Source organism: Sutcliffiella sp. NC1, assembly GCF_027594365.1.
Taxonomy (GTDB): Bacteria; Bacillota; Bacilli; order Bacillales; family Bacillaceae_I; genus Sutcliffiella; species Sutcliffiella cohnii.
Map to the genome: position 1 here is coordinate 1,565,227 of NZ_CP115153.1, position 20,178 is coordinate 1,585,404.

The 20,178-nt window shown below is 37.7% G+C and carries 16 protein-coding genes; 14 read left to right on the plus strand and 2 right to left on the minus strand.

The features are described 5' to 3' along the window. Positions 1-133: 133 nt before the first annotated feature. The 3 genes from O1A01_RS08140 to O1A01_RS08150 all read left to right on the plus strand — a co-directional run bounded on the left by O1A01_RS08140 (position 134) and on the right by O1A01_RS08150 (position 3,965). Positions 134-1,495, plus strand: coding sequence for an aspartate aminotransferase family protein (locus tag O1A01_RS08140; RefSeq protein WP_066418729.1), 1,362 nt, complete (start codon positions 134-136; stop codon positions 1,493-1,495). Between the two features lie 21 nt (positions 1,496-1,516). After that, positions 1,517-2,974, plus strand: a complete 1,458-nt coding sequence (locus O1A01_RS08145) for a CoA-acylating methylmalonate-semialdehyde dehydrogenase (RefSeq protein WP_270065996.1) — start codon at positions 1,517-1,519, stop codon at positions 2,972-2,974. A gap of 142 nt (positions 2,975-3,116) precedes the next feature. After that, on the plus strand, positions 3,117-3,965 hold the full coding sequence (locus tag O1A01_RS08150; RefSeq protein ID WP_066418733.1) for an SAM hydrolase/SAM-dependent halogenase family protein: 849 nt from the start codon (positions 3,117-3,119) through the stop codon (positions 3,963-3,965). A gap of 243 nt (positions 3,966-4,208) precedes the next feature. On the opposite strand, the gene O1A01_RS08155 is transcribed toward O1A01_RS08150, so the two are convergent. Both O1A01_RS08155 and O1A01_RS08160 read right to left on the minus strand, forming a co-directional pair. After that, a complete protein-coding gene (locus O1A01_RS08155) occupies positions 4,209-4,763 on the minus strand; it encodes a hypothetical protein (protein WP_270065997.1) in 555 nt (184 codons plus the stop codon). Positions 4,764-4,774: 11 nt separating this feature from the next. Further along, the gene (locus tag O1A01_RS08160) at positions 4,775-6,769 is read right to left on the minus strand and encodes a S9 family peptidase (RefSeq protein ID WP_066418735.1); all 1,995 of its coding nucleotides are present in this window, start codon (positions 6,767-6,769) and stop codon (positions 4,775-4,777) included. Between the two features lie 253 nt (positions 6,770-7,022). On the opposite strand from O1A01_RS08160, the gene O1A01_RS08165 reads away from it, so the two are divergent. The 11 genes from O1A01_RS08165 (at position 7,023) to O1A01_RS08215 (ending at position 20,063) form a co-directional block, all read left to right on the plus strand. Next, positions 7,023-8,006 (plus strand): LacI family DNA-binding transcriptional regulator, encoded by a 984-nt coding sequence (locus O1A01_RS08165; protein WP_066418736.1) that lies wholly within the window; start codon positions 7,023-7,025, stop codon positions 8,004-8,006. 164 nt (positions 8,007-8,170) lie between these two features. Then, positions 8,171-9,607, plus strand: coding sequence for a PTS transporter subunit EIIC (locus tag O1A01_RS08170; protein WP_066418750.1), 1,437 nt, complete (start codon positions 8,171-8,173; stop codon positions 9,605-9,607). A gap of 24 nt (positions 9,608-9,631) precedes the next feature. Continuing rightward, on the plus strand, positions 9,632-11,119 hold the full coding sequence (locus O1A01_RS08175; RefSeq protein ID WP_270065998.1) for a glycoside hydrolase family 32 protein: 1,488 nt from the start codon (positions 9,632-9,634) through the stop codon (positions 11,117-11,119). Positions 11,120-11,133: 14 nt separating this feature from the next. Further along, positions 11,134-12,117, plus strand: coding sequence for a carbohydrate kinase family protein (locus tag O1A01_RS08180; RefSeq protein WP_066418756.1), 984 nt, complete (start codon positions 11,134-11,136; stop codon positions 12,115-12,117). Positions 12,118-12,235: 118 nt separating this feature from the next. Then, a complete protein-coding gene (locus O1A01_RS08185; protein WP_066418758.1) occupies positions 12,236-12,886 on the plus strand; it encodes an SDR family oxidoreductase in 651 nt (216 codons plus the stop codon). Between the two features lie 120 nt (positions 12,887-13,006). Then, positions 13,007-13,816 carry an alpha/beta hydrolase gene (locus O1A01_RS08190; protein WP_066418760.1) on the plus strand — a complete coding sequence of 270 codons (810 nt, stop codon included), beginning with the start codon at positions 13,007-13,009 and terminating at the stop codon, positions 13,814-13,816. Positions 13,817-13,940: 124 nt separating this feature from the next. Continuing rightward, positions 13,941-15,983 (plus strand): catalase, encoded by a 2,043-nt coding sequence (locus O1A01_RS08195; protein ID WP_270065999.1) that lies wholly within the window; start codon positions 13,941-13,943, stop codon positions 15,981-15,983. Positions 15,984-16,091: 108 nt separating this feature from the next. After that, positions 16,092-16,604 carry a CueP family metal-binding protein gene (locus O1A01_RS08200; RefSeq protein ID WP_066418765.1) on the plus strand — a complete coding sequence of 171 codons (513 nt, stop codon included), beginning with the start codon at positions 16,092-16,094 and terminating at the stop codon, positions 16,602-16,604. 275 nt (positions 16,605-16,879) lie between these two features. Beyond that, a complete protein-coding gene (locus O1A01_RS08205) occupies positions 16,880-17,671 on the plus strand; it encodes a helix-turn-helix domain-containing protein (protein ID WP_270066000.1) in 792 nt (263 codons plus the stop codon). An 85-nt stretch (positions 17,672-17,756) separates the two neighbouring features. After that, positions 17,757-18,959 carry a DUF4085 family protein gene (locus O1A01_RS08210; protein ID WP_270066001.1) on the plus strand — a complete coding sequence of 401 codons (1,203 nt, stop codon included), beginning with the start codon at positions 17,757-17,759 and terminating at the stop codon, positions 18,957-18,959. A gap of 141 nt (positions 18,960-19,100) precedes the next feature. Next, a complete protein-coding gene (locus tag O1A01_RS08215; RefSeq protein WP_066418769.1) occupies positions 19,101-20,063 on the plus strand; it encodes an alpha/beta hydrolase in 963 nt (320 codons plus the stop codon). Positions 20,064-20,178: the final 115 nt, after the last annotated feature.

The following is a 20,178-nucleotide window of genomic DNA, read 5'->3' on the forward strand; positions in this document are numbered from 1 at the left end:
ATTAATTATTAAATAGACATCACTATGTGTCAATGAAAAGTATTAGTGTGTTAATAGGAGGGTGTAAAAATAGGTAGTATGTAGGAGCAAACTTTACAATACGTAAAATTATGTGATTGGAGAGGAAATCATTATGAGTAACGATGTAAAAGAAAATAAACAATTACTTGTAGAAAAAGACAAGGAAAATATTTGGCACCATATTACTCCTTATTCGCAAAACCATACACCTTTAATTGCTGATGAGGGAAAAGGATCGTGGATTACAGACCATAACGGGAACAAATTTTTAGACGGTATGTCAGGGTTATGGTGCGTAAATGTAGGGTATGGAAGAGAAGAATTAGCAAACGCTGCTTATGAGCAGTTAAAAAAGTTGGCATATTTTCCGATGACACAAAGTCATGTGCCAGCAATCCAGTTAGGTGAAAAATTAAATGAGTACTTAAATAATGAATACGTTTTCTTTTATAGTAATAGTGGGTCAGACGCGAATGAAGTAGCGTTCAAACTAATTCGCCAATACCATGAGCAAAAGGGGTCACCATCGAAGTATAAGTTTATTTCTCGCTACCGAGCGTATCATGGTAGTTCCATGGGTGCGCTATCAGCTACTGGTCAAGCGTTGAGAAAATATAAATACGAACCATTATCGTCAGGGTTTCTTCATGTAGCGCCACCTGATAATTATAGAAGACCAAAAGGGCAGTCTGTGGAGGAATACAATATCCGCTGTGCAGAAGAATTAGAGCAAAAAATCATTTGGGAACAAAAAGAAACGATTGCTGGTGTCATTATGGAGCCGCTAATTACTGGTGGAGGTATTTTAATTCCACATAAATCTTACGTACAAAAAGTAGCTGAAATTTGTAAAAAACATGAAGTGCTTCTCATCATTGATGAAGTAATTTGTGGATTTGGTAGAACTGGAAAAATGTTTGGCTTCATGCATTACGACATAAAACCAGATATTATTACGATGGCAAAAGGTCTTACTAGTGCATATCTTCCTTTATCTGTTACCGCAGTAAGAAAGGAAATTTATGAAGCATTTAAGTCTAGTAATGAAAATAGTCACTTCAGACATATTAATACATTTGGAGGGAACCCGGCTGCTTGTGCACTAGCAATAAAAAATATCGAAATTATCGAACAAGAGAATTTAGTGGCAAGATCAGCGTTGCTAGGGGATCGACTATACGAAGAGTTAAAAGAGTTAGAAAATCATCCGTATGTAGGGGACATTCGTCATAAAGGATTTTTAATGGGAATTGAATTAGTAGAAAACAAAGATACGAAAGAACCAGCTAGTGCCGAAAGAATAGGAAAAATAATAAAAGAGTGTAAAGACCTAGGGTTAATTGTAGGTAAAAACGGGGATACGGTAGCAGGCTTTAACAATATTTTAACACTCAGTCCACCACTTTCTAGTACAGATGAAGATTTACAATTTATTGTAGATGTTTTAAAGAAAGTATTTCAAGAAAATCAATAAACAAAAGAGGAGAGAGATTATATGACGACAACTACAGTTGGTAAATTAAACAATTTTATTAATGGAGAATGGAAAGAAAGTAATGCAACACAATATCTAACTGTTCCTAATCCGGCAACAGGAGAAGAATTAGCACAAGTACCTATTTCTACAAAAGAAGATGTTTATCAAGCAGTTTCCTCTGCAAAAGAAGCGTTCAAAACGTGGAGTAAAACACCGGTTCCAAAGCGAGCAAGAGTACTATTTAAGTATCAACAATTGCTTATTGATAATTGGGATGAGCTAGCAAAACTGATTACATTAGAAAACGGGAAAACATATAAGGATGCATACGGTGAAGTACAAAGAGGAATTGAATGTGTAGAGTTTGCAGCTGGTGCACCGAGTCTTATGATGGGGAAACAGTTGCCTGACATCGCAACAAATATGGAGTCTGGAATGTACCGATATCCAGTTGGAGTAGTCGGAGGTATTACACCATTTAACTTCCCAATGATGGTACCATGTTGGATGTTCCCACTAGCAATTGCTGTCGGAAATACATTTGTATTAAAGCCGAGTGAGCGTACACCGTTACTAGCTAATAGATTAGCAGAATTGTTTAAAGAAGCAGGTTTACCAGATGGCGTACTTAATGTTGTTCATGGTGCTCATGATGTAGTGAATAGTTTATTAGAACATAAAGACGTGCCTGCGATTTCCTTTGTAGGTTCCCAACCGGTAGCAGAGTATGTTTATAAGGAAGCAAGTGCACATGGAAAAAGAGTGCAAGCATTAGCGGGAGCGAAAAACCACTCTATCGTCATGCCAGATGCTGATTTAGACGCAGCTGTAAAGGAAATTATCGGTGCAGCATACGGTTCAGCAGGTGAAAGATGTATGGCATGTTCTGTCGTCGTTGCGGTTGGTGACGTTGTAGAACCATTATTGCAAAAGTTAAAGGATAGTGCAGACTCTATTAAAATTGGAGACGGTCAAAACGATGATGTGTTTTTAGGACCAGTTATTCGTCCCGAGCATAAACAACGCACAGAAAACTATATCCGTTTAGGTGTTCAGGAAGGTGCACAGTTAGTCCGCGATGGAAGTAAAGATGAAGCGTATCATCAAGATGGATACTTTATTGGTCCAACTATTTTTGATCACGTTACAACAGATATGACAATTTGGAAGGAAGAAATTTTTGCACCTGTCTTATCCATTGTAAGAGTTGATAGTTTAGAAGAGGCTATCGAACTAACGAACAAGTCTGATTTCGGAAACGGGGCTTGTTTATTCACTCAAAACGGAAGTAGTGTCCGCTACTTTAGAGAAAATATTGAGGTAGGTATGCTTGGAGTAAATATCGGAGTGCCAGCTCCAATGGCATTTTTCCCATTCTCAGGTTGGAAAAACTCCTTCTACGGTGATTTACATGCAAATGGATCCGATGGAGTAGAGTTTTATACGAGAAGAAAAATGTTAACGGCTAGATGGTAATATTATTTTTAAAAAACACGTCCTTTTCCAATATGGAAGGGACGTGTTTTTTTGTGTGGAAAGGATATTAAAACTCGTAGGAATGCCTTTAATATTATGCGAATAAAATGTTCAAAAGCAATTATAAATTGAAAGGAGAAGTATGATGAGTCGAGCGTTAGTTTTACAAACAGATTTTGGTTTAAGTGATGGGGCAGTGAACGCGATGTATGGGGTTGCTTTTTCAGTAGATGCAACTCTTTCTATTTTTAATTTAACTCATGACATTCCTCCCTTCAATATATGGGAAGCGTCGTACCGCTTGTTTCAAACAGTGAGTTATTGGCCAGAAGAAACAGTATTCGTATCTGTCGTCGACCCTGGTGTTGGGTCTGACAGAAAAAGTGTGGTAGCAAAAACAATGGCAGGTCAATATATCGTTACACCAGACAATGGCACTTTATCTCATGTTGAACGCAACGTAGGGATTCAAGAAGTGCGAGAAATAGATGAAAACGTGAACCGACTCCCTAAATCTGGTGCATCCCATACGTTCCATGGAAGAGATGTGTATGCTTACACCGCTGCAAGGCTAGCGTCTGGAAAAATATCTTTTGAAGAGGTGGGCCCATTACAGCCTGTCGACTCTATTGTTACACTATGCTGCAATGACGCCGTAGTGAAGGACGGTGAGATTACTGGAATTATTGATATTTTAGACATTCAATTCGGAAACCTTTGGAGCAACATCAGTCGTGAACTTTTCGAAACGCAAGGAATTTCATATGGAGAAATGGTAGAAGTGGAAATAAAACACGGGAAGCGAAAAGTATATTTGAATCAAATGGCATACGGTCGTTCGTTTGCAGATACAAGAATTGGTCAACCGCTCGTATATGTCAATTCCTTAGATAATATGGCCATTGCTATTAATCAAGGGTCTTTCGCGAAGGCATACAATATAGGAACCGGATCTAATTGGACGATTAAAATTAGAAAATATAATCCGTGAGTGGGATGTGGTTGAGAATACGCATTTGCTACGTGTGGTTTAGAAATATTAGTTTGTTGAACAGAAATTCAAAAATGTTGAACAGAAACTTTGCGAAGTGGAACAGAAACCGCGGTGAGTTGAACAAAACTTGTGATATCGAACAGAAATCCAAACATGTTGAACAGAAACTGTGATAAGTGGAACAGAATCTTCAATATGTTGTTCAGAACAAACGTGATGTTGTACGGAAGCCAAGCCAACTTAATCAGTATCAAAATTAATTGTGCGCGGTGATAAATAAATCGAGGTCGGTGATAAATAAATTGGAGTCAGTGATAAATAAATGGTGAGCGTTGATAAATAAATTGGAGTCAGTGATAAATAAATGGTGAGCGTTGATAAATAAATTGGAGTCAGTGATAAATAAATGGTGAGTGTTGATAAATAAATTGGAGTCAGTGATAAATAAATGGTGAGTGTTGATAAATAAATTGGAGTCAGTGATAAATAAATGGTGAGCGTTGATAAATAAATTGGAGTCAGTGATAAATAAATGGTGAGCGTTGATAAATAAATTGGAGTCAGTGATAAATAAATGGTGAGCGTTGATAAATAAACCGGAGTCGTTGATAAATAAAGTGGCCGCGCTGATAAAAAAATCGAAGTTGTTGATAAAAAAAGGCCCGTGGGTGATAAATAAAACGCTGTCCGGTGATAAAAAACTCGTGCATTTAGTTGAACAACAAAATAAAACGGCTCTCCTACTTCCAACGAAGAAGTAGAAAAGCCGTATTTCCATCGAAAATGTACACCCAATCAGTCAATTTTTATTTTCTTCTATCCTCAAACCAACCAATTAAATGTTCAAGGCGTTCTAATCGGTGTTTCGGTTTACCGGAGCGGGATAAATCATGGTTCTCGTCTGGGAAGCGGACAAGCTTTGTGTCTACGCCTAGACGTTTAAGCGCCACATACCATTGCTCTGCTTGTTCCATTGGACAGCGTAAGTCTTGTTCACTGTGTAGGATAAGCGTTGGTGTTTTAACGTTACGAGCATAATGTAAAGGTGATAGTTTAATAAGTTTTTCATAATCGTCCCAAAGGTCGGCGTGACCGTGCTGCCATTCTGTGAAGAAGAAGCCGATATCACTAGTTCCGTAGAAGCTATGCCAGTTACAAATACTGCGTTGTGTAACAGCTGCTTTAAAGCGGTCTGTACGAGTAACGATAACGTTTGTCATATAGCCACCGTAACTTCCACCCGTCACGAACAGTTCTTCTTGATCAATATAATCAAAGTTTGCTAGCGCGTAATCAACACCAGCCATAATATCTGTATAGTCCATACCACCGTAATCCCCGATAACAGCATTTACGAAGTCGTGTCCATAGCCGTGGCTGCCACGTGGGTTTGTATAAAGAACCACATAGCCTTTCGCCGCCATTAGCTGCATTTCGTGATGTAAACCATTCCCATAAGCAGTTGCTGGTCCACCATGAATTTGAAGGATCATCGGATATTTTTTACCTTCATCATATCCGTAAGGCTTCATCACCCAACCTTCAATATCCCAGCCGTCTGTGCTTTTGTATTGAAAGTTTTCTGGAGTGCTTAAATGAACCTCATTGTAAAGCTCGCTATTCCAATCTGTTACTTGTACAAAATTTTTCACGTTATTCAAATCTTGAACTACGACATCTCCAGTTGAATGTGGAGTTGCAAGTACAACAACAGCTTGATCGTCACTAACGATATCAAAAGATGTAACCGACGCTACCCCAGGAGTTAATGCAGCTGAAACTTTCCCATCCAAACTTACTTTAAACAATTGACAGTCGCCACCGACAGTTGCGATGAAGTAAATATTAGAACTTGTTTCATCCCAAATCAAACGCCCTTCAGCCGTATCATATTTCGCATCTACGCCTACAAGGTTACCTACTGTGTAATCAAAATGCTCCGTTACATTTTTTAATTCACCCGTTTCAACAGATAGTAAAAGAACATTCGCATTCCCTTGACTTCTTTCTCCGCGTGTATGACCCGCAACTGCTAACCATTTACCATCTGGAGAAAAAGAAGGAGCCATAACGTACCCATTTCCTTGATAGAAAAGTGATTCTTCTTTTGAAGCAATATCATATTTCCAAATCGCCGGCAAGTAACCCCACTCTTTATCTTCTGCTTTTGTCCCAACATAAAATAAGCTTTTTCCATCTGGAGAAAAACGCGCTTGACCAAAATCATGATCTCCAGCTGTTACTTTTGTGAAAACTTTTGTTTCTACATCAAATAAATAAACATGCTTGCGATCTTCGTTATAAATTCCAACTCCGTCACCTTTGTAACGAAGTCTTGTGATCACCTTTACATCACTTTTATCCTTCTTCTCTTCGTCTTTTTCAGTAGACAATTTTAACTCACCATGAACCGTAACAGCTAACTGCTTACCGTCAGGTGACCATGTGAATTCACCAACACCTTGCACTACGTCTGTTAGTTGAACTGCTTCCCCACCGTCTGTATGTAGAAGCCAAACTTGATTTTTTCCTGTGCGGTTGGAACGGAACGCAATGGAACTACCGTCTGGAGACCATTTAGGAGCAACGTCCTTCACTAAATGATCTTTCGAATAATGAGATGTAAACTTTCTGCCTTCTCCATTAAGATCTGTTACGTAAATATAAGAATAGTAGCCATCTTTTTCTTGATCTACATGTGTTAGTACGTATGCTACTTTGTCTTTGTTAGGGGATACTTGAGGATCTCCTACAAACTTAAACTGGCATAAATCGTCTGCAGTAATTGGTCGTTTTGTCATTATGTATTCCTCCTTGTTGGGACAGATTACCGTCCGCTTGTCTATGTAATAAAAAATATAAATCTATTTTAACATTTCGAAAGGCGAAACAAAATATAATTTTTCGTAAAATCTAAATATTCTGTTGAGAGTTCTTCTTTTATACAAATCTTTTCTGTTTCATATTCCAACTTGTTCATACGATCTTTAGTAGGTATATTTATAGTAATAAAATGTTTATGAACGTAAAGGTTTGTAGTGTGGGGGTACAAAAATGAAAGTCACAATTAATGATATCGCGAAAATAGCAGGTGTAGCGAAAAGTACGGTATCACGTTATTTAAACGGTGGACAAGTTAGCCCGGAAACAAAAGATAAAATAAAAAAAGTCATTGAGGAAACAAACTATGAGCCTAATTCCTTTGCAAGAAGTTTAAAGTCAAAGAGAACAAACTTTATTGGTGTTATTGCACCTGCTCTTGATTCCTATGTAACATCTAGAGTCCTAATGGCAATAGATGAGAAACTTAGAGAAAATCAATTTACATCATTAATCATTAATACGAGTAAAAGTATTGAATTAGAAATAGAAAGTTTGCTGAATTTAGAAAGACAAAAAGTTGATGGCATCATCCTTTTTGGAACAGAAATGACGGATGAACATATAAATGTCATTCAGTCTATGAACACACCGGTTTTAATCGTCGGTCAGGAAACTCCCGCAGTACATTGTATCGTCTTTGATGATTACAATGCAGGGTACGAAATCGGAAAGTACGTGGCAGGTCATGGTCATGAGAAGGTAGTGTATTTAGGAGTTTATGAGCGTGATGTTGCCGTAGGAAAAGTACGGAAACAAGGTGTTTTAGATGGACTGCTCCATGAAGGAAAAAATGTTGCGACCGTTTATGAAACCGAGTTTGATATAGACAAAGCAGCCAAAATGACGAAGCAAATAATGAAGGAGCAACAATTTACGGCACTAATTTGCGCAACAGACAACATCGCGTTAGGTGCAATGAAAGCAATTAGAGAGACAGGAAAAAATGTACCTGAAGATATTTCTTTAACTGGTTTTGGTGGGTATGTTTATTCCACATTTACGGAGCCTCGTTTAACGACCATTAAATTTAAGCATAAAGAAACAGGCCATCTTGCGGCAACAACAATGATAAGCATCATTAATGAAGAACAAGTCCCGAGTGTCCAAAAAGCAGACTTTACACTGCTAGAAGGGAACAGTGTCAAAAAAGTATAGCGTTTTCAAAATAATGATTGCAATACAAATAAAATCGTAATACAATTAATCCGTGGAACCGGTTCCTGTATCGAAGCTATAGAGCCGGTTCAAACAATATATTTTTTTGCAAACAAATGGAACCGGTTCCGGTTCACTAGTAGAATGCAAGAGGAGGATATACCGTGAGTAAAAATAATACATCTAAGTACAACGAAGCAGCAAAAGATGTTGTGCATTTAATCGGTGGAAAAGAAAATATACAAGGGGCGGCTCACTGTGCTACTCGTTTAAGAATTGTTTTAAAAGACAATGACAAAATGGATTTAAAAGCAATCGAACAAGTGGAGCACGTTAAAGGGGCGTTCGTCGCTGGTGACCAACTACAAATCATATTTGGTGCTGGTATTGTAAATAACGTGTTTGAAGTATTTAAAGTAGAAGCAGGAATAGCAGATATGTCTTTAAGTGATGTAAAAGAACAATCTACTAAAAAACAAAACCCGTTTCAACGTGGTATAAAAGCGCTATCAGATGTGTTCGTACAAATCATTCCAGGCTTATTGGCAGCTGCCTTATTAATGGGGATTACTGGATTATTAGGTCAGCCAGGAGTTTTTGGGGAAAGATCTGTTGTGGAAATGTATCCGTCTATTACAGGGATTAATCGATTCTTTCAAATTATGTCCACTGGTATTTTCACGATTCTACCTTTACTAGTTGTTTATTCCGCTACGAAAAGGTTTGGTGGAAATCCAGTATTAGGTTTAGTAATTGGAGCGATTATGCTACATCCGGATTTAGGAAATGCATTTGCTGTTGCTAGTGGGGATGCTAATGCAGAGCAGATTAATATATTAGGATTAAATATCGAATTAGTAGGGTTCCAAGGTGGTATTATCGTAGCACTAATGATGGGACTTGTCGTAGCGAAACTAGATCAGTTTTTTAATAAAAAAGTTCCTGATATGATTAAGCTTTTCTTAGCACCACTATTAACTGTAACACTTTCTGGGTTATTATTATTCGTTATTATCGGTCCATTAGGACGTACGTTAGCAGACTACTTAACGTACAGTTTAATGTGGGGAACGGAAAATCTAGGGGTTATCGGATTTATTTTATTTGCAGGTGTTCAACAGATTGTCGTTATCACAGGATTACATCACGTCATTGGAGCTGTGGAAGCCCAACTGTTAGCAGATACAGGTTTTAACTTTATTATGCCTTTAATGTCAGTAGCTTTAATGGGACAAGGTGGAGCGGTACTTGGGTACTTGTTTTTACGTTGGAAAGACGATAAAGCACGTCAAATTGGTGTGTCGTCCTTCGGTTCATTACTATTTGGAATATCGGAGCCAGCATTATTCGGAATCAATTTAAAGTATAAGTTCCCACTTATCGCAGGTTGTTTAGGTGCTACATTCGGTGGAGCATACGTGTATTTTCTAAATGTTACAGCTTTAGGGTTTGGAGCAACCGCAATTCCTGGTTTTGCAATTGTTGCGACACAAGGTGGAGGTCATCTTCATTATTTAATTGCAAACATTTTAGCAATCGTTATGGGCTTCATTTTTACAGTAGCATACGCAAAAATTAAAAAACCAAGTTACGAAGTTTAATAGATGTGTGAGAGAGGTGTCAATATGGAAAGATATACGGAACCAAAATATAGAACAATTTATGAAGCAACAGAAGAAGAATTAGAGCAACTAAGATTAAAGTCTATACATTCCAAATGGAAGCCTAACTTTCATATTCATCCTCAGTATGGATTAATTAATGATCCGAATGGTCTTGCGTATTTTAACGGGGAATATCATGTGTTTTATCAATGGTATCCGTTCGGGGCTATGCACGGTATGAAGCATTGGGCACATGCAAAGTCAAAAGATCTAGTAAACTGGGAAAGACTTCCTGTAGCAATAGTTCCAGTTGAAGACTATGAATCTCATGGTGCCTATTCTGGAGCATCTCTCGAAATAGATGGTAAGCTTTATTTGTACTATACAGGTAATATCAAATATAGTGCGGAAGAGAGATCTGCGAATCAAAACCTTGCGATTATGGACAGGGATGGCAACATTACGAAATACGAAAACAACCCGTTGATAGAAGGTGTTCCATCCGGGTTTACTGGTCACGTTCGTGATCCGAAAGTTTTTCAAAAAGGTGACACTTATTACATGATGCTCGGTGCGCAAAGAACCGATTTAACTGGAGCTATCATAGTCTATGAATCTAGTAACGGAATAGATTGGAGTTTCAAAGGTGAATTGAACATAAACTTAGAGCTCCCAGACTCTGTTTACATGCTAGAGTGTCCCGATTATTTCGAGTTGGATGGCAAAGATGTGATTGTCGTATCTCCACAAGGGTTGAAGCCAGATGGACACGATTACCACAATCTTTACAACGTAATTTACGTCATTGGTAAGCTAAATCTTGAAACTCTTACATTCGATGTAGAAACTTATCAAGAGTTAGACAAAGGGTTCGATTTCTACGCTCCTCAAACATTTACTGGTCCTAATAACGAGCGTTTTTTATACGCGTGGGCAGGTATGGGGGAAATTGACTATCCAACAGATAAGGAAGATTGGGCACATTGCTTGTCATTACCGAGAGAACTTAATCTAGTAAATGGGAAGGTTCTTCAAAAGCCAGCGGACTCATTGAAGCTTCTAAGAAAAGGTCAAAAGGTGAAAGAACTAATGACCGTAGAAGGCGTGAAAGAAATTGATCATGAATCTAGCCAGTACGAACTGGAACTAGATTTTCAAAATAAAACCTCTTCTACATTCGGTGTGGAACTGTTCGCATCAGATACAGAAGGATTAGTCCTACAATTTAATAAAGAAAAGCAAGTAGTAAGCTTAAATCGTGAAAAATTTGATGCTGTTTTTGGAGAAGAGTTCGGTATAATTAGAAGTGCGGAACTTGAAATTGGAGACATTACGAAAGTACAAGTAATAGTAGACCGTAGTATTGCTGAAATTTTCATTAACGACGGAGAAGTTGTATTCACGACTAGAGTTTTTCCAAAGAGTGAATCGAACGGAATAAAAATTTACAGCGATGGGAAGCTAGAATGTAGTTTTACAAAATATGAACTTTCTGAAGGTATTTCTTAAATAAGGGTGAGAGTATGACAAAATTATACGCAATCGGTGAAGTGTTAATCGATTTTATCCCACAACAAAAAGGTGTGTCGCTTAAAGATGTCGTATCTTTCGAGCGCGCACCTGGTGGGGCACCTGCGAATGTTGCGGCCGCAGTTGCGAAATATGGTCATAACGCTTCTATCATTACAAAACTGGGACAAGATTCATTTGGTGATTTTTTATTGGAAGTGTTAAACGATGTTGGGGTAGAGACAGATAAAGTGCTCCGAACAGCGGAAGCCAATACAGCACTAGCATTTGTTTCGTTAACAGAAGATGGTGAAAGAGAATTTTCTTTTTATCGTAAACCGTCAGCAGACTTACTTTTTCAAGAAGATGAGCTGGAAGCAGACTGGTTCCAAAAAGGAGATATTCTACATTTCTGTTCTGTAGACTTAGTAGAAAGTCCAATGAAACATGCGCATAAAAAGGCGATTTCCTTAATGAAAAATAGTGGTGGACTTATTAGCTTTGACCCAAATGTGAGACTTCCTCTTTGGGATAACCCATCGGATTGCCGCGAAGCAATTTTGGAATTTATCCCGCATGCGCACGTTGTTAAAATCTCGGATGAAGAATTAGAATTTATTACAGGGTTAACTGATACGGAACAAGCGATTCACTCCTTGTTTACCGGTGATGTCCAAGCTGTTATTTTTACGAAAGGTGCAAAAGGAGCAGACCTTTACGTGAAAGGGCAAAAGTGGGAGTCAAAAGGATACAAGGTCGGAGTACAAGATACAACTGGTGCAGGCGATGCCTTTATAGGTGGTTTCTTATATCAACTACTCGTATCTGGCACGACATCGGAAAATTTAACGAATGTACTTGCCGAGAACTATGAACAATTTTTACAGTTTGCCAATGCTAGTGGTGCTTTAACTGCCACTGCAAAAGGCGCCATCTCAGCACTTCCGACAAAGGAACAAATTTTACAACTAATAGAAGAGCAATCGGACCCGTCGTAATGCGGGTCTTTTCTTGTTCATTGTTAAATGAGCGTATAAGCAGACTGTTTGCATTTGTCATTTTATCCCTCTAAGATGAATGGAAAGAGTTAAAACATTTGTAGAAAGGATGTTTACGATGAAAATACTTGTAGTTGGAGCAAATGGCCAAATCGGAAAACAGTTAGTAACCTTTATACAAGAACAGGATCATTTACATGCGAGGGCGATGATCCGTAATAAGGAGCAAGCATCTTTTTTTGAAGAGTTAGGTGCCGAAACGGTAGTAGTAGATTTAGAGGGAGATATTGATTCAATTGCAAAAGCTGCGGAAGGCGTCGATGCGATAGTATTTACAGCTGGTTCAGGGCCACATACGGGAAAAGATAAAACGATAATGGTCGACTTGGATGGTGCGATAAAAACAGTAGAAGCTGCTAAATTAGCTGGTATAAAACGTTTTATTATGATTAGTTCCTTTGATACGAGACGACAAGCTATTCTCGATGCCCCACCTTCTTTCGCACCATATGTGGCAGCGAAATATTATGCGGATGAATGGTTAAGAAAGACGGAATTAGATTATACGATCATCCATCCTGGTGCATTAGTAAATGAAAAAGGAACAGGAAAGATAAAAGCGGGATTTGATTTGGAAATTGGAGAAGTTGCTAGAGAAGATGTAGCGAGGGTAATTATTGCAACATTACAAAATGATAGCACCATTGGGAAAGAGTTTCAGGTAATTGGTGGGACAGAGTCAATTAAAGAGGTGATACAATCTGTTTAATGGAAAGGCGGTTTATTCCGTCTTTTTTTGTGCAAACATTTAGACAAGTTTTTAATGGTACTGAAGAAATGTCATTTGGGTGGTACACTTTATCTATGTTGGGAGAAGGGGGAAAAGAATATGCTGCATGAGAAAATAGAAGTGAAACATAAACAAGATGTCGCCATGTTACATACTTACATATTGGATAATTCATCTGAAATCGATCCTAATCGAAAAAGGCCAATGGTTGTCGTCTGCCCTGGGGGAGGGTATGAGTTCACTTCCGATCGGGAAGCGGAACCTATCGCGATTCAATTAAACGCAATGGGGTTTCATGCGTCTGTTTTAAGGTATAGTGTAAAGCCAACAGAATTTCCATCAGCATTATGTCAGTTAGCGAAAACAGTAAAGTTAATTAGAAAGAATGTAGATAAGTGGAATGTAGATGCAAACAAAATCATTATAATGGGTTTCTCTGCTGGTGGACACCTTGCAGCGAGTTTAGGAGTTTTCTGGAATAGAGACCCGTTACCCAAAATATTAGACGTACAGCCGGAACAAATAAAACCGAATGGACTAATACTATCGTATCCAGTCATCACATCAGGGGAACATGCACATAAAGGTAGTTTTCGAGCGTTGTTAGGGAAAAAGTTAGCTGATAAAGCGTTGCTTAACCTAATGTCATTAGAAAATCAAGTAACGTCACATACACCGCCTACTTTTCTATGGCATACGTTTACCGATACCGCGGTCCCAGTAGAAAATAGTTTGTTGTTTGCAAACGCACTTGCAAAGCACGACGTATCATTAGAAATGCATATTTATCCTAGAGGTGCTCACGGTTTATCACTTGGAACAGAAGAAACGATGGTTAGTGCAAAAAACCTTCAGAGTGAGGTTGTAAATTGGATTGAAATGGCTGGTAGGTGGATAAAAGGGCTTTAAATAGGAACAGGGTCAGTGGATACACTGGTCCTGTTCTTTTCGAGTTTAGATTAGATGGTGTTCTTATTCCTACGAAATTTCATATATATTAGTTGGTTTAACTTTTAGTAGGGTAGGTGAATAAATGGATCAGTCATCAAGAAACAACAAGAAAATAGATGGTAGCAGTAAAGATAAACAACTAGAGAAGTTCCGTATTCAAAATACCGGTAAAAAGATAACAACAAATGAAGGGTTAAAAGTTGCTAACAATGATGCTACATTAAAAGCCGGGCCGCGTGGTCCAATTTTAATGGAAGATTTTCATTTTATCCAAAAACAGATGCATTTTGATAAAGAACGAATCCCGGAAAGGGTCGTACATGCTAGAGGCTTTGGTGCTCATGGAGAGTTTCAAGTGTATAAATCGATGAGAAAGGTTACAAAGGCCGGCTTTCTACAAGACCCAACTACTACCACTCCTGTTTTTGTACGATTTTCTACTGTTCAAGGCGGAAAAGGTTCAAAGGATACAGCGAGGGATGTGCGAGGATTTGCCACTAAATTCTATACCGAGGAAGGGAATTATGATCTACTATCACTTCCGTTCCCAGTGTTTTTTGTACACGATCCATTTAAATTCGTAGATTCGCAACACGCACTGAAACCGAATCCACATGATGATATGCCGACAGCTTCGGCTGCTCACGATAATTTTTGGGATTTTGTTGCGAACAATCAAGAGTCCGCGCATTTTGTTATGTGGGCAATGTCGGATCGAACTATCCCTAGAAGCTGGCGTATGATGGAATGGTTTCCGATTAATACGTTTCGATTTGTCAATGATCAAGGTAAAGCAACATTTGTAAAGTTTCATTGGAAGCCAATACTCGGTGTTCATTCGCTGTTAATGGAAGAAGCACAAATAATTGGTGGAATTGACCCTGATTATCATAGACGAGATTTAAAAGAAGCGATTGACCGTGGTGCATATCCAGTTTTTGAACTAGGTGTACAGATGATTGCGGAAGAAGATGAATTTAAATACGAATTTGATATTATCGACCCAACGAAATTATGGCCGGAAGAATTAATCCCTGTCGAAAAAATCGGAAAGTTAACATTGAATCGTAATGTAGATAATTTTTTCGCTGAAACAGAACAATCAGCGTTTGATATAACAAACCTTGTTCCTGGCATTGATTTCTCGAATGATCCAATATTACAAGGAAGAACATTTACTTACAAAGTGACACAAATGCACCGACTAGGAAGTATTAATTATACAGAACTTCCAATCAATCGTTCACTCTGTCCTTTTCATAATAATCAGCGAGATGGTCATATGAGACATCGAATAGATGTAGACCAAGTAAACTATTATAAAAACTCGATTGCAAACAATACACCAGGTCCTAGCCCTGAAGGATTTGCTCATTATCCAGAAAAAGTAGCAGGTCGTAAGCAAAAGGACAATAGTTTCAAAGATTGCTTTTCTCATGCAAGAATGTTCTGGAATAGTATGTCGACTATTGAGAAACAGCATATTATTGAATCTTTTAGTTTTTCAGTAGGGAAAGTGGAGAGTGAATCTGTTCGTCAACAAGTTGTAAATATGTTTGTGAATGTAGATAAAGAAATGGCAACTACAATAGCGGAAAATGTAGGAGTAAAACCTCCAGCCGGAAATCATGTACCTGTAACAGTGACCTCCCCTGCAGTTAGCCAAGCGAACACCCCGAAATTTGCCTTTTCATTAAAAGTAGGAGTACTAATTGGAGAAGGATTTAATGGGCGAGAAGTTATGAAGGTAATGGATGAGCTCAAGCAAAATGGTATATTTATAGATGTCATTAGTGATAAGCTTGGTACTATAACAGGGACAGATGGTGCGAAGTTAAAAGTGAATAAAACATTTCTTACAACACATCACGTGTTATTAGATGCACTATATGTTGTAGGTGGTCGCTCTAAAAACCAAACAGTTTTTGATCAACGTGTGGACGAATATATGAAAGGTGCGTACAAAAGTTTTAAGCCAATTGGAGTGGCAACGACCGGGAAACTTTATATTCAAAATGATAAACATAATAATTTGGAAGGTGTCGTTTTTGCGGACCCTTATACGAACATAGAAAAAGAGTTTGTCACAGCTATAGGTCACCATCGATTTTGGAATCGTAAGTAAATGAAGAAGTAATGCTCTAAACTCCTATTGATTGTAACAATTTTAACATAAAAGCTAATTACTTATATGTTAAAATACGTACAAATAGATTATAGGAGTTGAGCTTTCTTGAGAAAAATAGGACTATCTATTATTGGAATATGCTTTCTTTTAATCTTAGGGGCATGTAGCAATAACGAAACAAAAACAGTAGACATTAAGCAATTAGTGAATGAATATAGTGTTGGTAGTTTCGAAGAGGTATCCGCTTCTATCACATCACATGAACTAATCGTAACGGAAGAGGATGAAGAAGTTACAACATATGAACTTCCTAAGGAAGAGTTTTTCGTTTCGATTGCGCCTTATGTGGAAAAAACACACCCATGTGCAATCCATAGCTTAACAGGATGCCAAGGAGAACTAGTAGAACAAGAGTTTGATGTATATATAGAAGATGAAAACGGAAATGTCGTAGTCGATGAAACAATTACCTCTTTGGAGAATGGATTTATCGACTTATGGCTACCGAGAGACCAAACATTTCAAGTGACAATTGAATACGATGGAAAAGAAACGAAATCCGAAATATCTACTTTTGAAGGTGACAATACGTGTATAACGACAATGCAGTTGTTATAACAATGTCAAGAATGAAGCGAACAGTCTATGTGCTGTTCGCTTTTTTTGATGGGGAAAATTACCTTTTAAAGTGGTATTGTATGGTAAAATATATTTTAAGAAAAATTTGTCATTTCATTTTTCGGGAAATAGTTGAAAAAGCCCTAACAAATCGCCTGTGCAATTGGAAAATATAATAACGCAACTTACTGTTAACAAAGTGCAACGATAGAATGATAGAGTTAGCAGTGATGTTTTCGTACAATTTAGTTAAGATTAAGGAGGGAGTTAAAAATATGTCATTTGGAGAAAAATTATTAGCGTTAAGAAAAGAGAATGGACTTTCACAAGAGGCATTAGCAGAGAAGCTAAATACATCACGCCAAGCAATAAGTAAGTGGGAAAATGGTCAAGGATATCCTGAAACAGAAAAAATAATAATGATTTCTACTATCTTTGAAGTGTCAACAGATTTCTTGTTAAAGGATAACGTGTCAGAAAATGATCATTCAAATGATGGATATTACGTAAGCAAGGAGAAAGTAGAAGGGTATTTAGATTACTATACGAAAGTAGGTAAATCTTTATCTTTAGGTTTTAGTTTACTTATATTGTCTGTAATTCCATATTTAGTTTTTAAAGACAAACCAGAAATTTATGTTATCCCTATTATTTTACTTGCTACACTAGGATTAGTTACTATTGTATCAGTGATAGTAAAAGCGAACACAGACTATGAAAAGCTTGATAAAAAAATGCTGTTGCTTGACTCGACAACTCTCCAAAACTTAATGGAGCGTTACGAAAACGTGAAGCGGAAGAATGCTTTTGTAATCGGGCTTGGTGTCGCATTACTAATAATTAGTTTTCTCGGATTCTTACTAGAGAGGCAAGACATCGCTTTAGGTGTGTTAGTACCTTACTATCCATTATTTGTTGCCTTTATTGCTATAGGTGTTTTTATATTAGTTCGAAAAATAACGATTATTTCTGCTTACAGTATTTTTGTGAAAAATAAGGAGCATATGGAAAGACTAGAAGCACAATCAAATAAAAAATGGAGAAAAAAGCTAAATGAATGGTTTTGAGATTAATAGAGATTACATAGAAGTGTAGTCTCTTTTTTACTATGAAAGAATCAATAATGTTTACAAAAAACTGGAGGACTCACGTATGTGGCATATATCAAAAGAAGCGAAGGAAAAGTTTTTAAAGTGTAATTTGTTGCCGATTCAAGAGGAAGATGAGCATTGGGAGATCGCGCTGCGGGAAGCGGAGGAAGAAGGCGAGGACATTTTCACTCGATTAAAAGAAGAGCTTGATGAAGTAAAGGAGCAATTGTTGCAGACCTTGCCAAGCAGATTTATTCCGTATGTGAAGGACGGTACACTAAACAAGCCAACATTACCAAAACATGTACGTGATGATTACGTTCAATGGATGCGAGAAGCTGATAAAGAGTTCGAACAAGTCCTTGATGCGGCTTACGAACAAACAAAAGTGGCGATTACGTATTTACCCCAAGCTGTTCAAGAGGTGTTTCAAGAAAGTTTGCACGATGCGGTAATTCAGCAAATCATTCGTGACGACAAATCATTGCAGCTTATTATTAATACAGATGGTGGTTTTTCAACAAAATCACTAATTCATTTACATTTTAAAAACGTTATATCTGAAGAAACGAATCATCCGATTGAAGTTGGCCAATGGTTTATATATGACGAACTACAGAAAAGAGACAATAGTTTTGCGTTTCGTGTATTGTTCGAATGTCCTGAAAGTGAATGGACAATTACGATGGAAAGTTTAGATGCTAATTATTTTTATCGACCTAGCCTCTATACGAAATTACGAGATGAAGAAAAGTTAGCGGAGACAACATTTGAAAGTTATGTATCCGAGTTAAATAGCGAATATCGATATTGGTTCATTACACCCGATGTTTCATGTGCTATTCAATTACTAACACCTAATATCGAATTCGAAAATGGGGAGATTGAATTTTTTGGAAAAGAGTATGTTGTTACTGTAGGCAACGAAAAGTTCAGCTATCATCTTGATGAACATAATCCAATTGCTTTTATTTATACAGATATTTACGAAGATCCGTATGCACACTTATCCGAACCAGTACTTGTGGAAGACCTAGAAGAAGCAGCATTAAGTGATAATATAGAATTGCAAGTACGCGCCTGGAATACAATGTATGGGAATGCCAAAGAGCTTTCATCAATTATTAATAACGTGTTACTAAAAATACAAATGAAAGAAGAGAACGAAATGTTGTTGAGTGTATATACAAACCACTTTTATAAAGAAGGAATTTTGGCTGAAAACGTAATAGAAAAATTCCGAGACTTAATTGAATTTGAATAATAAAAGGCTATTACATCCAAAAACTACTTTTGGATGTTTTTTTATAAAGTTTAGAATATTAGAACGACTATAAGTAATATAGTATATAAGACATGCACCTCAAGAAATAGGAACGAATGGATAATTAAAGGAGGGCTTTGAATGAAAAATAGAATTGATCCTGAGTTACGTGCAATGCTTGACATTTTTCCCCCGTTAAACTTAGACGATGTACAAGCTACGAGAAAGGCAATGGAGGATGCGGCGCAGTTAACAGAACTACCGGTTGATGAAGAGGTCGTTGTTTCAAATAGAATGGTACCTGGACCTGAAGATAATCCATACGTAAGAGTACGTATTTATGAGCCGAAAGAAAAAACAGAGAAACTTCCAGGACTATTGTGGATTCATGGTGGTGGATATGTGTTAGGTGCCCCAGAGGGTGATGATTTATTATGTCAACGATTTGTTAAGGAGGCCAATTGTGTGGTCGTTTCCGTTGATTATCGTCTTGCACCGGAACATCCGTATCCAGCACCGTTAGAGGATTGCTATGCAGCTCTACAGTGGTTTGCTAAAAAGGTGGATGAACTAGGGGTAGATGCTTCAAGAATTGGAGTTGGCGGACAAAGTGCAGGAGGCGGCTTAACCGCAGCGCTAGCTTTACTTGCTCGCGATAGAAATGGCCCAGAACTTTGCTTCCAAATGCCACTATATCCGATGATTGATGATAAAAACAATTCACCGTCCAGTTTAGAGATTACAGGCAATCTAATCTGGAATCATGATTTAAACGAAAAAGGTTGGTCTATGTATTTAAATGGGAAAAATGGTAAAGACGACGTCCCAGCTCATGCGGCTCCATCGCGTGCAACAGACCTGACAAATCTTCCTTACACGTATACATGTGTTGGGCAATTAGATCCATTTCGTGATGAAACACTCGATTACGTTAAACGACTATGCCAAGCAGGAGTCGACGTTGAATTTCACCTGTACCCAGGCGCCTATCACGGATTTGAAACGCTAAATCCAGCAGCTGCAGTAAGTCAACGAGCCCTCGCAGAATATGTTGGAGCAGTGAAGCATGTTTTGAACCGGGAGAAGGTAGTGGAGAGGAAATAAGATGAAAAAATAAATATCAAATTTGAACCATTTAGAACTATGTCTCTAAATGGTTTTTTATTGTTGCTCAAAAAAATAATAATTAGGACTTTTTATGTATTCTGCTATGAAAGAG